Origin of the sequence: Paenibacillus sp. FSL R5-0887, from assembly GCF_038002305.1 — a bacterium.
Taxonomy (GTDB): domain Bacteria; phylum Bacillota; class Bacilli; order Paenibacillales; family Paenibacillaceae; genus Paenibacillus_AQ; species Paenibacillus_AQ odorifer.
In genome coordinates this window covers 468,214-483,086 of record NZ_JBBOCE010000001.1, presented here as the reverse complement: position 1 = coordinate 483,086, position 14,873 = coordinate 468,214, and the positions used below count along the sequence as shown (strand labels likewise).

At 42.7% G+C, this 14,873-nt stretch carries 11 protein-coding genes; 4 read left to right on the top strand and 7 right to left on the bottom strand.

Annotated features, from left to right (window positions below; translation table 11 throughout):
- Positions 1-6 precede the first annotated feature (6 nt).
- The 4 genes from MKY14_RS02065 to MKY14_RS02050 form a co-directional block, all read right to left on the bottom strand.
- Positions 7-1,611 carry an extracellular solute-binding protein gene (locus MKY14_RS02065; RefSeq protein WP_340975666.1) on the bottom strand — a complete coding sequence of 535 codons (1,605 nt, stop codon included), beginning with the start codon at positions 1,609-1,611 and terminating at the stop codon, positions 7-9.
- Positions 1,612-1,659: 48 nt separating this feature from the next.
- Complete coding sequence (locus tag MKY14_RS02060; RefSeq protein WP_076130365.1) at positions 1,660-2,583, bottom strand: carbohydrate ABC transporter permease; 924 nt, start codon at positions 2,581-2,583, stop codon at positions 1,660-1,662.
- Between the two features lie 17 nt (positions 2,584-2,600).
- Positions 2,601-3,524, bottom strand: a complete 924-nt coding sequence (locus MKY14_RS02055; RefSeq protein WP_076130366.1) for an ABC transporter permease — start codon at positions 3,522-3,524, stop codon at positions 2,601-2,603.
- An 82-nt stretch (positions 3,525-3,606) separates the two neighbouring features.
- The gene (locus tag MKY14_RS02050) at positions 3,607-5,211 is read right to left on the bottom strand and encodes an extracellular solute-binding protein (protein WP_076130367.1); all 1,605 of its coding nucleotides are present in this window, start codon (positions 5,209-5,211) and stop codon (positions 3,607-3,609) included.
- A 257-nt stretch (positions 5,212-5,468) separates the two neighbouring features.
- Here MKY14_RS02050 and MKY14_RS02045 point away from each other — a divergent pair, with 257 nt between their 5' ends.
- Positions 5,469-7,193: a cache domain-containing sensor histidine kinase gene (locus MKY14_RS02045; protein ID WP_340975665.1), complete on the top strand. Its 1,725-nt coding sequence runs from the start codon at positions 5,469-5,471 to the stop codon at positions 7,191-7,193.
- Positions 7,194-7,207: 14 nt separating this feature from the next.
- Positions 7,208-8,818, top strand: a complete 1,611-nt coding sequence (locus MKY14_RS02040) for a response regulator transcription factor (RefSeq protein ID WP_340975664.1) — start codon at positions 7,208-7,210, stop codon at positions 8,816-8,818.
- An 88-nt stretch (positions 8,819-8,906) separates the two neighbouring features.
- Here the strand turns inward: MKY14_RS02040 and MKY14_RS02035 are convergent, their stop codons facing one another.
- Together MKY14_RS02035 and MKY14_RS02030 are read right to left on the bottom strand one after the other, a co-directional pair.
- Positions 8,907-9,035 carry a hypothetical protein gene (locus MKY14_RS02035; protein ID WP_256715861.1) on the bottom strand — a complete coding sequence of 43 codons (129 nt, stop codon included), beginning with the start codon at positions 9,033-9,035 and terminating at the stop codon, positions 8,907-8,909.
- 1,169 nt (positions 9,036-10,204) lie between these two features.
- Positions 10,205-11,299 (bottom strand): glycosyltransferase, encoded by a 1,095-nt coding sequence (locus tag MKY14_RS02030; RefSeq protein WP_076280902.1) that lies wholly within the window; start codon positions 11,297-11,299, stop codon positions 10,205-10,207.
- Positions 11,300-11,480: 181 nt separating this feature from the next.
- On the opposite strand from MKY14_RS02030, the gene MKY14_RS02025 reads away from it, so the two are divergent.
- Together MKY14_RS02025 and thiD are read left to right on the top strand one after the other, a co-directional pair.
- Entirely contained in the window at positions 11,481-12,362 is an 882-nt protein-coding gene (locus MKY14_RS02025) for a DUF4850 domain-containing protein (protein ID WP_340012349.1), read from the top strand.
- A gap of 131 nt (positions 12,363-12,493) precedes the next feature.
- A complete protein-coding gene (gene thiD, locus MKY14_RS02020) occupies positions 12,494-13,306 on the top strand; it encodes a bifunctional hydroxymethylpyrimidine kinase/phosphomethylpyrimidine kinase (protein WP_038570000.1) in 813 nt (270 codons plus the stop codon).
- Between the two features lie 200 nt (positions 13,307-13,506).
- Here thiD and MKY14_RS02015 read toward each other — a convergent pair whose 3' ends face one another.
- Complete coding sequence (locus MKY14_RS02015) at positions 13,507-14,850, bottom strand: glycoside hydrolase family 30 protein (protein WP_036689741.1); 1,344 nt, start codon at positions 14,848-14,850, stop codon at positions 13,507-13,509.
- Positions 14,851-14,873 lie beyond the last annotated feature (23 nt).

Below are 14,873 nucleotides of genomic sequence, written 5' to 3'. Positions count from 1 at the left end.
TTCTTGTTATTCAACGCCCATATAACGGCTGAAAGCATCTGTCCGAATTTTCACCATCTTTTCGAGGCCCATCCCCCGTAGCTGCTTCACATAGTCATCCCACTGCTCGTCAATATCACCTGAGATTATAAATTGAGCACGCATTGTATTGACGTAACTATCAATATCGGTGGTCAAGGTCGGTAGCTCCTGAAACTCTTCTGCAGTGTACATTACGTTGGGGAAAGGTGGTGTTGTGTAGTTACTTCCCAGCTTATCGAGTTGTAGCTTCAGTCCATCTCCGGTTTTAGGATTTAGAAAGATAGTCTTTTCAAAAGCTGGGCTTACATATTTCGGCCCAAAATCCCGGAGTGACTGTTCCCAATACCAAGCATCCGCACTGGTGCCGGTTGGAGGGTCCATCAATGTATACGTACCGTTGTCATTTTTCTTAATCACCGTTCCAATGGCACCCCAGAAATTCTGAATGCTGGCTTCATTGGTATAGAACTGATCCGCCCAGCGTGCTGCAATTTCTGGATACTTGCAGGATGTGGTGATCAACAGCTCGTTGCGTTCCAGATTCATCCCATACGGGTTCCCAACGGTGTAGCGCTTCCCGTCTGGTCCAGCAATTGGCGGAATGGTCACATATTGATCACTCCATTTGCCAAACATAGCGTCTGGCGTCCACTGATAAGAGAAGCCTACGATTGGGGCATCCGGATTTAGAAACTTTGCCGATCTCATCGTTTCGTCTTGAGTGAATACTTCTTTATCAAGTAATCCGTCTTTAAACAATTTGCTCTCCCATTTGAGCCCTTCTTTGTATTCCTCTGAAATCGGGTAATAAACCGCATTTCCGTCCTTGACCACCATGAAGTTATTATTCAAATCTGCAATTCCGAAGGGACTGATTAGATCATTACTTAATTCGATAAAAGGAATCTCATCCTGTTTTCCGTTTCCATTCGGATCTTGTTCTTTGAAGGCTTTTAGCACGCTATAAAGATCATCAATCGTATCCGGTACCTTCAAACCCAATTTGTCCAGCCAGGTTTTATTAATCACAGGCTGACGTGAGCTTTTAGGACGTGAGGGTAATCTTGCAGGCAGCGAATAGATTTTCCCGTCAGGAAAGGTGCTGATTTTTTTCATTTCCGGTGTTTCTTCCAAAGCTGCTTTAAGATTAGGCATGTTGTGCTCAATATAATCATCTAACGGCCGAAATAAGCTTAAATTATTGACGATATCCGCATCTCCAAAGGTCTGACTCCCTAAAATGATGTCTGGAAGTGTGCCGCTGGCCAGCATAATAGACTTCCGTTCACTCCAATCATTGGAAGACATCACCTGCCACTCAATTTTGACATTCGTGTTCTTTTCCAAATCCTTGAGCCATTCATTCTGGGTAAAAGAATCTCCCATGCTTCCCCACCGGACAGTTAGTACTTTCAGCGTCACAGGCCTATCCACTATCGGCAATCCTTCTTTATTAAATTCACCCGGCTCAGGTTCAACAGAATTAACCCCATTGCTCCCTTTACAGGCAGTAAGGCTAGCAAGCAACGTTGTCACTAAAAGAATGACGGTGATTGTTCTATATATCCTGTTTTTTTGTTGCTTTTTCATAACGTTCTTGCTCCTTACGAATGAATGTTAGTAAAATAGCTGAATGTACTATTCCTTCACTGCGCCGATCATTACCCCTTGGTTAAAGTATTTTTGTACAAAGGGGTACACACACATGATCGGAACCGTTGCCACGATAATAACAGAATAACGCATCATATTGGCGAGTCGTAGTGCGATTTGCGCAGCTTCCCCGGTTCCCATCCCCGACTGCATCTGATTGGTGATCAGAATATTTCGCAGAATCAGCTGCAAGGGATACATATTAGGATTTTTCAAATAGATCAAGGCATTAAAATATGAATTCCAGTAACCAACGGCGATCCATAGACCCAGTACGGCAATAATAGCCTTCGATAGTGGCAAAACGATCTGTACAAAATAACGAAGATTTCCACAACCATCGATCTGTGCAGCTTCCCATAAATCTCCCGGAATACTCGACTGAAAAAAGGTGCGGGCAACGATAATGTTAAACACCCCAACGGAGAAAGGCAGTACCATCACCAGAAATGTGTCGTACAGATGGAAATCACGGATCGTTAGAAAAGTCGGAATTAACCCCCCATTAAAAAACATCGTAAAGATGAAAAACAGGGAAAGATATTTCCGTCCCACAAGATCCTTTCTGGACAACGCATAGGCCGCAGAAATATTTACAATTAAACCGATTGCCGTCCCTACCACCGTATACATGATGGTATTCCAGTAACCGATCCAAATATTTTCATGACGCAGCAGCTCTTTGTAACCATCGAAGGTGAACCCTTTAGGAAATAACCAAACCTGCCCCCCCGCCACCGCGGAAGGATCACTGAACGAAGCAATGACGATAAAATATAGCGGATAGATTAAGATAACTAGAAAAATTGCTGATATAACATACATCACTATTTCCATTATAGTATCCGAAGAACGATTCTTCTTTATTTTCCCCACATTCCCTTTAGTAACTGTCTCTAAACCTCCCATTTCAATTCTCCTCCCTTCTACCACAAGCTATTTTCGCTTAGTTTTTTAGAAATCTGATTGACCATGATCAATAAAATAAAATTAATAACGGTGTTGAATAGGTTGATCGCCGAGGAAAAGCTATATTGACTGCTGAGCAAGCCAATTTTGTAGACATAAGTAGAAAGAATTTCGCTTGAAGTGATGTTCAAGTCATTTTGCATTAAGTACACTTTTTCAAAACCAACCCCAAGCAATCCACCGACCCGCAAAATAAGCAAGGTTATCGCTGTTGGCATCAGCATCGGAATATCGATATAACGAATTTTATGCATCCGGCTTGCTCCGTCTACGGTTGCCGCCTCGTACAAGCTAGGATCAACTGCGGAGAGCGCAGCGATAAAGATAATGCTGTCCCAGCCGACATGCTGCCACACATCCGACCAAACATATACACTGCTGAATAATCCAGCGGAGCCAATCAGATCAGGAGCCTCTTTTCCAAAAAGACTATATATATTGCCCAGCAGTCCGGTGCTAGGTGAGAACAAAATCATCATTAAACCCACCATTACTACCGTGGAGATAAAGTGCGGCATATAGGACACCGTCTGGAAAAAACGTCTGAACCGGTTTGGTCTCATCTGGTTAACCATCAGCGCCAGTATAATTGGAATCGGAAAGGTAATCAGACTGTACACACTGATGATCAGTGTATTTTTAATCGTTGATGAAAATTGATAGGAATGAAAGAATTTCTCGAAGTATTTGAATCCTGCCCAAGGGCTGCCTCCAATTCCCAACGCCGGGCTATAATCCTTGAAAGCAATCAGCACCCCGTACATTGGCTTGTACGCGAATAATAACGTCAGAACTACAGCAGGAAAAAGCAATAGATAGAGACCCCAATTTTGTTTGATTTGTCCGAATTTCCGCCCGAAATGAAGTGGACTAGATTTCATGACATCCCCTCCTTATTTAAAATAGAGAATGCTACCCCACAGCTATCCTGCAGGGCAGCACCTTTTTCGAAAGACGAATAGGTTATTTCACGTTCATATAACGGCTGTAAGCATCCGTGCGAATCTTAACTAACTTTTCAAGTCCCATTTTATTAAGCTTGCTCACATAAGCATCCCAGCCCTCGTCAATTCCGCCTTTGCTAATAAATTGCGCCCGCATAGTATTCACATAGCTGTCGATATCCGTAGTCAAGGTTGGCAGCTCCTCGAACTCCTCAGAAGTGTACATTACGTTAGGGAAAGGTGTGGTTACATATTCACTGCCCAGCTTATCCAGCTGCAGCTTCAGTCCATCTCCACTTTCAGGGTTCAGGACAATTTTCGATTCAAAGGATGGGCTCACATATTTCGGTCCAAAATCACGTAGCGATTGATCCCAATACCAAGCATCTGCGCTGGTTCCAGCTGGTGGATCCATCAATGTATAAGTGCTATCATCGTTTTTCTTAATAACCGTTCCAATCGCACCCCAGAAATTCTGAATGCTCGCTTCGTCAGTATAGAACTGATCTGCCCAACGTGCGGCAACCTCAGGATATTTGCAGGACGTGGTGATCAGCAGCTCATTACGGTTAAGATTCATCCCAATCGGATTCCCGATCGTATAACGTTTACCATCTGGTCCGGCAATCGGTGGAATCGTCACATATTGATCGCTCCATTTTCCAAACACGGCGTCTGGAGTCCATTGGTACGTAAAGCCTACGATTGGAGCATCCGGATTCTGGAACTTAGCCGATCTCATCGTATCGTCCTGAGTGAATACCTCTTTATCTAGCAAGCCTTCCGCATACAATTTATTTTCCCATTTGAGACCTTCTTTGAACTCCTCCGAAATAGGGAAATATATCGCTTTTCCGTCCTTGATGATCATATTATTGTTATTCAAATCGGCAATTCCGAAAGGACTGATCAAGTCATTACCAATTTCAATAAAAGGAATCTCATCTTGTTTTCCATTCCCATTCGGATCTTGTTCTTTAAAAGCTTTGAGCACGTTATAAAGCTCATCAATCGTTTCAGGCACCTTCAAGCCCAATTTGTCCAGCCAGGTCTTGTTAATCACAGGCTGACGTGAGCTTTTTGGACGTGCAGGAAGTCTTGTTGGCAGGGAGTAGATTTTCCCGTCAGGAAATGTGCTGATTTTTTTCATTTCTGGGGTTTCTTCCATAGCTGCTTTGAGATTAGGCATATTTTGCTCGATATAATCATCAAGCGGCCGGAAAAAGCTCAGATTATTTACGATATCGGCATCCCCAAAGGTTTGATCTCCCAAAACGATATCCGGAAGCGTGCCACTTGCCAGCATAATAGACTTCTGCTCACCCCAGTCATTGGAGGACATTACTTGCCAATCGATTTTGACATTCGTATTTTTCTCCAGATCCTTCAGCCATTGGTTTTGCGTAAAGGTGTCCCCCATACTCCCCCAACGGACAGTCAGCACTTTAAGTGTCACAGGCTCATTCACAATCGGCAGGCCTTCTTTGTTATAGCTGCTCGTTTCATTTGTCGCTGCATTATTCCCGTTGTTACCGCCGCAGCCAGCAATTCCAAATACCATCGCAGCCGCCAGCAGACCCACAGTCCATTTCTTTGCAGTTTTTTTCTTACTGTGTTGACTCATCTCTTAATCCCCCATTTCAATTTATCAAAATGCATCTGAATAGCTTTATAATAACTTCTTATTTTTTCGTATTCCGGACACATTAAGACGGTTATCCAGACCTTTGAATTCGCTTACAAAAAAACACAAAAGCTAAATGCTCTACTTGGGGAGATTTAATAACAGTATCCCGACTTCTGTATGTGCTATCCGGACTTTGAGGGAAATCGATAGCGAGTTCTTATGTTTTTTTCACGCAGAGGTTTTATAATGACTTTATGATCAAAAAAACAGCGAAACACAAAACCTACCCCATTCGCCATTATATAAAAGTCATGATGTTGGTTTCATTCACAGTCCTTATTCTGGATTTAGGAATCAGCATCGCTTCCATTTCCATCGTTAAGCAGCAGTCCACTCGAAACTTGCAGGATACTGCGGCGCTTTACATCAATCGTATTAATCATGATTTTGCCTACATTAATCACTATATGGGCTGGACGCTTGGGAACGATGAGAGCTTACTAACGATGAATACTTACGGGGTCAACAGTATCGAGTTCTTAAAAGCAAATGATAATCTGTTCAAACGCTTTACCGAGCTGCAAAAAAACTACGGGCATGAGTATAACTTCTTCTACTATTTGAAAAATGAGACCTATTTTTTGAATTGCGCACCGATCAGCGTAAGCTATACGGATTACAGGGAGCTGAAAAAGAAGATTATTTCTTATATTGATGATAAGGAGATGTATGAGAAGTTTTATTCCAAATGGACGCCTATTCTTGTGAACAACCATTATTATGTAATTAATATCGTGCCCTATTACAATCGTTATTTAATTGGACTGATCTCCGCAGATAATCTGATCCGGCCGCTACGCCAAATTAATCTTGGCGCCAATGGTTATGTTTCTCTAGTAGATGAGAATGAACAGCCTTTAACCAGTCCGATCTCCAATAGCGGAACGTTAATAACGGAAAATGGGGGATTCGCTAATCTTTTGCAATCGCGTACAACCATCAACAGCGCATTCTCAGACACCACCTTCAGCACCAAAATGGTCATTAAATATGGCATATTCGAAAAAATCATGATTGCCCAGCTGCTTATTATGTTATTGTTCTTCATTGTGACCTCCACGTTATGCATTGTTCTGCTCTTTTTCAAAAAAAGAGTGTTAGGTCCGATTCAAAGCTTCTCCGATAACCTTGCCTTCATTAATGAGTCTGGGCAACCCGCAGATTTCAAAAGCAGTGAGATTATAGAGCTGGAACAGGCAAACACTCAGTTTAAAGGCTTGGTTGAACAAATCAAAACCTTTAAAATCGCTATGTACGAGCAGGAACTGGAGAAACAAAGAATACAGCTGGACTATATGAAGCTACAGATTAAACCACACTTTTTCTTAAACTGTCTGACTAGCATCTATAGCATGGCGCAAATTCATATGTATAAAGAAATTGAAAATATGACGTTGTCTACCTCTAAGTATTTCCGTTACATTTTTCAGAATGGCGAGAATTTTGTCCGGTTGGAGGATGAAATCGAGCATGTCCGAACCTACTTGGAGATTCAAAAGCAACGTTATCAGGACGCATTTATTTATTACATCGAACAAGAGGATCAGGCAGGCAGTGTGGAAATTCCACCGTTAGTGCTGCAAACCTTTATCGAAAATTCAATTAAATATGCGATTTCACGCGAACATGAAGCCGAGATCAGACTTACAGTACAACGATTACAGATGGAGCAGGAAGAAGAAATGCTCATTATCCAGCTCACCGATACCGGTCCCGGTTTTCCACCTCAGGTGTTAGAGAAACTTAATCTTGGAGAGCCCTTGGATCAAAGTAAAGGTACGCAAATCGGCATTATGAATACGCTTAAAAGACTAGAGTACCTATATTTAAAAAGAGCAACCGTCACCTTCTCCAATTTGGAGGGCGGCGGCGCTAGTGTAATCTTATATCTTCCGAAGCTTCCTAATAAATCTAAATGAATGGAGAGCAAACTATGAATGTACTGCTTGTTGATGATGACTTTTATGTTATTGCCGCATTGCAAAAGAAAATAGATTGGGAATCACTCCACATTGATACTGTTTATACGGCTAATAATGTCGCTCAAGCACGTGAAATAATAGAAAAGCATTCTGTTCAAATTCTGATTTCAGATATTGAAATGCCGCAGGGCAGCGGACTGGAATTACTGGCATGGATTCGCGAGGGAAATTATAGTATTCAGACTATTCTTCTTACCAATTATGCAGATTTCAACTATGCGCAGAAAGCAATCGAATTGCAGAGCTTTGAATATTTCCTCAAACCCATTGAATTTGACAAGCTGATGTTGATCATCCAAAAGGCGGTCACCCAAGCAAAAGAGCAGCAAAAAAACGAAAAAGCCATTCAGGGCGCTTACTTTTGGCAAAAAAATCAGGCGAAGATTCTTGAGCATTTTTGGCGGAAGCTAGTCAGTGGCAGTACATCATTTCCGATTAAGTTGGCAGACATCACACATGCCATTGAAGAACAAAACCTCTCCTATCAAATGAGCGATACTCTACAGCCTTTGATATTTAACTTATTCCCTTACAATGGCAGCATGGGAAAAGAAGAAAAGGATCTGTTTGATTTTGCCCTGCTAAATGTATTGTACGAATTGTTTCAGCACCCTTGTTTTACCATCGAAAGCATTCTGGAATATAGAGATTATAACTGGATCGCCATTTTAAAATGGAACCAGGCACCAGACACGCAACGGCTTGAAGCATTATGTTCTTCTTTTATTCAAAAGGCGAATCCTTATTTAAAATGTGATGTCTGCTGCAATATTGGCTTATACGATAAACTGAGTAATGTAGGGAATGTTCTAAAACAATCCCTGACTATGGATGAAGAAATTACGAGATGCAGAAATCAGACCTTTTTGGTGGAGGCTTATCTGCAGCAAAATAAACCGGGCTATACACCACCGGATCTTGCCTATTTGGAAGAGCTGCTGAACCAGAATAAATTCACTGCTTTTCTTGAAGAAGTTACACAATATTTAAAGGTCATGCTTAACAATAGAACACTTGAGACCTCTGTCCTTAGCTTGTTCCGTTTAGATGTAGTTCAGCTAGTCTATTCATTTCTCAATCTGAAAGGGATACGATCGCACAAATTATACTCTGGCAAAACTAATGATAAATTATCTATGCACTCTTTGGATTCAATCGAGGATATGGAAGAATATCTTAAATACCTTGTCACTACAGCCATGAAATATCGTGACTTTGCTGCCCAGCCTAAGTCCGTCGCAGAAGAAATCAAACAATACATTCATTCACATTACGGCGATGATCTGACCCGAAATGATTTGGCTGAAATTGTTTATCTCAATCCTGATTACCTGGCGAGGATATTCAAACGAGAAACTGGGGTTTCATTAGGAAGCTACGTCATCCACGTCCGAATCGCTGCTGCGAAACATCTATTAGAAACCACAAATATGTCTGTATATACCGTCGCGAACAAAGTCGGCTATAGCAACTACTCCTATTTCTCCAAGCTTTTCAAACAAGAGGTAGGTCTCCCTCCAAACGATTATAAAAAGGAACAACAATACAATCCAGCTTACTAAAAGAGGGTAACCAAGCATCTAGTTCATGGATGCTTGGTTACCCTCTTTGGGATATCTTCTGAATATTAATTACTGTCTACCTTTACTCCTACGCTGCTGATAATGATCCACCTACGAGCTTACTCTTGCGCCCAGTAATCATACGCCACGCCTGTACTCCTACACTGCCGGAGTCATTTACGCCGAGCTTACTCTTACACACAGTAATCATCCGCAATGCCTTTACTCCTTCGCTACCGGGAATCTTACACCCCTGACCTTACTCTTACATCCAGTAACCATTCGCCCCAGGTGCTTTCGGACCCAGATGACGCTATTTGCCCATTTGTCGCCTTTTGAGCACAGTTTCGGACTCCAGTGCAGCTATTCCTGAGATATTGCTCCAAACCGAGTGTGTTTCTGGTCAATAGCGACTATGCGGTCCGTTAGAATTCCAAATTTGGCATAAAGCAATGTTTAAGGTCCGCTGAGTCCGATAGCTACTTCCTACGCGGAAATCTGGAGCTAATTAGCGAAGCTTGCCGGGGATCAAGGGAAAAGACCAAGACCCCACCAGTAACTATCCGCCTCACTCTTGCAAACAGTAATCATCCACCGCACCTTTACTCCTACGCTACCGGGAATCTTACACCTCATACCTTACTCTTACACCCAGTAATCATCCGCCACGCCTTTTCTCCTACACTACCGGAGTCATTTACGCCGAGCTTACTCTTACAACCAGTAACCACCCGGCCCACTCTCGCCTCAGGTGCTTCCGGACCCAGATGACGCTATTTGCCCATTTATCGCCTTTTGAGCACAGTTTCGGACTCCAGTGCAACTATTCCTGAGATATTGCTCCAAACCGAGTGTGTTTCTGGTCAATAGCGACTATGCGGTCCCTTAGAATTCCAAATGTGCCATATAGCAGCGTTTAAGGTCAGCTGGGTCCGATAGCTACTTCGTACGCGGAAATCTGGAGCCAATTAGCGAAGCTTGCCGGGGAATCATTTCCCCGACCTCACTCTTACATCCAGTAACCACCCGCCCCACTCTCGCCTCAGGTGCTTCCGGACTCAGATGACGCTATTTGCCCATTTATCGCCTTTTGAGCACAGTTTCGGACTCCAGTGCAGCTATTCCTGAGATATTGCTCCAAATCGAGTGTGTTTATGGTCAATAGCGACTATGCGGTCCGTTAGAATTCCAAATGTGGCATAAAGCAACGTTTAAGGTCAGCTGGGTCCGATAGCTGCTTCCTACGCGGAAATCTGGAGCAAATCCGCGAAGCTTGCCGGGGATCACGGGAAGGTTCCCCACTGCCAGTAATCTTGCAAGCTCCAAAAAAAACATAAATGCCCCAGCAGTCATAATCAGAACGGCTGGGGCATCTCTTTTACTAAATTAAGCCTGAAGCGCTACATATTTATCGCCAAGCAGATTTTTAAAATAGGTGCGATTGTATAACATACTAGGATGGGATGGATAAAAACTCAACGCCGTTTCATTGTGATGATTCGCCTTCTCGTGTTGGCCGAGACGATCATAACAAAGTGCCAATTGAAGATGCGGCAGCCAGGTATAAAAGATCCCATTCTTCATCCCCATCGAATCGTTATCCCGCGGTAGCTGAATCGCTAGCTCATACCAGTATGCGGCTGGATGCAACTGGCCTTTTTCCAGCAGAAGTGCCCCCAGTCGGCAACAGAACTCTGACCGTGGTTTATCATACTGCAAGGTTTTACATAACGCTTCAAATGCACCGTCTTTATCCCCCAACCGTTCCCGGCATTCGGCAAGCTTTAGGCAAGCCTGGAAATTATCTTCAATCCAGCCCTGCCCACCCGCTAAGAAAATCTCATAGTATTTGCAAGCCTCTTCATTTATAGCATGATCCCTTAATTCATTCGCATAATAATACTGGTCTCTCGGCGAAAATACTTCACCCTGTGCAACTCGTTTTTGATAAATCCGCAAATTACGATCTGTGTATTCCTTATCTTTCTCATGTGTGATGCAGACATCACTACTAAAAGAAGGACCACTTACCTCTAAATACTCATGAACAGGCCCAATCCATTGAAAGTTGCAGCTGCGCCGAACCAGCCTGTTGCGGCGTAAACTAGCTGTGACATTTCCCGCTTCGTCAAAAGCCAGATTATATTGCATGTTCACACTGTGAATATGTCCTGGCAGGATTTCTTTTAGTTTTTTAAAAAGAATCTGATCCTCTTCCTTTATATAATCATCCGCATCAAGCCACAAAATGTACTCCTGAGTAGCTTTGCTAAAGGCAAAATTACGTGCGGCACTAAAATTATCAATCCATTCAAAATCATAAATTACAGCTCCGAAGGACAACGCAATCTCTTTCGTTTTATCCGTCGAGCCTGTATCCACGATAACAATTTCATCTACGAGACTTGTAATGGTAGACAAACATCTGTGTAAGCTTTTTTCTTCATTTCGTACTATCATACATAAACTAATCGTAACCATACTCGCCCTCCTACACGCTTTGTTTGAAATTCTTTCTATATTGATATGCAGGGTTTAAGAAACGGACTCCCTCTCTATCCCGCCCGATCATGAAGAACTTCAGAAATATAAAGGTTATGTAAGAAACTTTCCACTCCATTCTTAGGTCTATATAAGTAAGATCAAAGGAGGTACAACATATATGAAATCCAAACGAAGAGGTGTTAGAAACGGCTGGATCTTAACTTCAATATTATGCGTCGTAATTGTACTAGTGCTGCTGGTTGGATATAAAGGGCTCGACTGGGGTACACCTACCACACCACCTACATCCACCAACGCACAAACTAATAATGAAGCAGATAACAAACATAGCTCCACTCAAGAAATGCTCGAATTTCCTAGCAGTGATCCCGATAATGGGCAGGTCATCATTCCACTGCACACTACGCTCGCGCAGCTAAATATTGATAGTGGTGACGAATATGTAAATACAGAAATCCCCCCCATACCTGAAATGACCTTTGCTTTATCTCAAGACATGAAAAACCAAGTAGAAGCAACGCTGGTCTACCGCCCTGATATCGGTGGAGGTTATCTTCTACTCGCTCCTGCCGGATGGCAGGCTACTGCGGTTGTCGGCGCTAACGGTTCTTATGGAGTTACCTTTCAGGATCCGAACCATCCGGAACAAAACATGCACTATTCAGATACGGCTTGGACTTGTATAGGCTGTGCTATCACTGCAATCGGAGCCTATTTTCCGGAAAAAGCCGAATGGGCTGACGCGCTGGGATTTACCATTAATAATCCGCTTAAGTTTAGCGAACAGCATATTTTAGGTACTGCTGGAGCTGAAGCAAGAACGGTCAGATATACGCTTCAAGCAGACGCGAATGGTTATCAGGATGAGGGTGCTGCCTATTACGATAAGGGAGAATGGGGTTATTTATTCCGCAGTATCGGAATACATCAAGCTCAAACATCCCCACAGCAGGAAGTAGTGGAGACCCTCATAAAGTTCTTTACAGATAATCATGGACCGCTCTTCATTGCTGACCCAAACGCAGAGAGGCTGGACTAAGGGTGGGAATTTTTAGAGGAAGGTATTTTCAACCTTACTCTTGCTTTTAGAAAGACGTAGGTGCTATTTTTTGTTATAATCAATGCAATGCGTTGTTTATGAATTCAGACATATATAAAGGGGACGTAACCATGACTCAAATTATTAAAACTCTAACTATTGCAGGCAGCGACTCCAGTGGTGGCGCAGGCATCCAAGCGGATCTAAAAACATTTGAAGAGTATGGTACCTACGGCTTTAGTGCCTTGACCACTATCGTTACTATGGACCCGGACAACGGCTGGCACCATAATGTTTATCCAATTGATGCCTCCATTGTTGCTGAGCAGTTAAAAACTATTTTCGCTGGTGGCCCGGTTAATGCCATGAAGACAGGTATGCTTGGAAGTGTTGAAATTGTGCGCGTTGCAGAGCAAGCGATCAAAGAAAATCTTCAGACTAATGTAGTTATTGATCCAGTTATGGTGTGCAAGGGTGAAGATGAAGTCTTGAACCCTGACAGCGCTGAGGCTATTCGTGACTTATTGCTACCACTAGCAACTGTGGTCACCCCAAACTTGTTTGAAGCAGGTGTTCTTTCAGGTCTTGGCAAACTTACTACCCTTGAGGAAATGAAAGAAGCTGCCCGTCTGATTCATAAGCTCGGTGCACGTAATGTCGTGGTTAAAGGCGGCAAAGCACTCGGCGGCGATCAAGCGATTGATATCTTCTTCGACGGTTCTGAGTACACTGTATTCCAAACAGCCAAAATCGAACCCGCTCACAATCATGGAGCTGGATGTACTTTTGCCGCAGCAATTACAGGCGGTCTAGCTAATGGCTTAACGGTTCATGAAGCTGTTGCAAAAGCTAAAGATTTTGTCTCCGCAGCCATTCGTAATGGATTTGCGTTTAATGAATATGTGGGTCCTGTATTTCACGGTGGTTACCGTTTAGAACGTTAGAACTCGCAATCCAATTACACAAAAAATAAATGGCAGTCCAGACGCTGAACTTCAGCTCTGGACTGCCATTTTTATTTACTATTATAGAAAATCCGTAAATTCAAAACTAAGCTTACCGAACATACATTTTTTATACGATTATTTTCATAAAAAAAAGCACCCGAATCAAGATTCGAGTGCTTCTGAGCTACGTCCTCTAATTATTTTATCAAAATGGATAAAGCACTTTTTGACGCCAAACGGAAAGATAATTCATCCGCTCCCGGCAAGTTCAAAGCCACATTCTCAGCCTTTTCACTATCGTTGAACAGAACAACTGCAATAGAGTTATCTGTATTCTTAAAAGCTACGGAACGAATCACTTCTTGATTGGTGGAGGCGTCAATGCGCACAGCCTTCGGACGAATAAATTTACTGAAATGGGCCAGCGCATAATAGTCGAGCGTATACGTAAGCTCCTTGGTCTCTTGGTTGACTGTCACAACACCACGACAAGTACTTTTGCCAAAACCCGGTACGGTTGGGCCGTTCTTTTCATCTAAGGCCATATTCCATAACACAAAGGATTTACTATGATTTCTAAGAATATCAATCCCTGTTCTCATTACATTGGAGAAGGCTTGTTCAAACGGAGGAATCCATTCTCCACCAGAACCTTCTGTAAAATGCACTTCTTTATCAGCAAAAGCTTTCAGAACCTCTGATTGCGCTGACGCATTGCCACCATACCAGTGCCAAGCTACACCATCTACTTCATCTTTTGCATAATCGAGCACGGTTAACGGATAATCTGGACGATCCCAGTTGTGGTCGTAGCAGAGAATTTTTGTAGCGATGTTATGCTTAACAAAGCTAGGCTTCAGGTAGTTTTTAATGAAATCTTTTTGCGCCTCAGGCAACATTAACATACTAGGGTAGTGTTTGGGTTCAAATAAAGGCTCGTTCTGTGGTGTTACAGCATAAGTTGGCAATCCGTGCCCTTCAAAAGCTTGAATATATCGAACAAAATAATCGGCATAAGCCTGATAATATTCTTGTTTAAGTTCTCCAGCAATCATCGATCCGCTAGTCTTCATCCAACCTGGTGCACTCCATGGAGAAGCCATCAGTTTGATCTCAGGGTTAATTTCCAGAGCTTGTTGCAACAAAGGGATAATGTCTGCTTCATCATGTGCGATAGAGAAGTGGGTTAATTCCGTATCCGTTTCCTGTGCAGGTCTATCGTCATAGCTATAAATATCTCTAGCATAATCCGATGCCCCCATTGGATTTCTTAATACGGACAAACCAATTCCATCTTGTGCGTCAAAAAGCTTGCTCATGACTTCCTTTTTCTGTTCGTTGTCCAGGACTTGATTAATCAAATAAGCGGATGAATCCGTAAAGGATGCTCCAAAGCCATCCATTTCCTGAAAGGTTTGATTCTCGTCAATAGTTACAGTAGTGGTCGCCTCTGCGTCAGCAATTGGAGTTAATTGTTGCAGACTTTGCTCTACAAACAATGTATTCTCCCCGGTGGATTGATAAATTTTAAGCTCTGGCATGTTGTTTCCCTCCATCTTTCTAT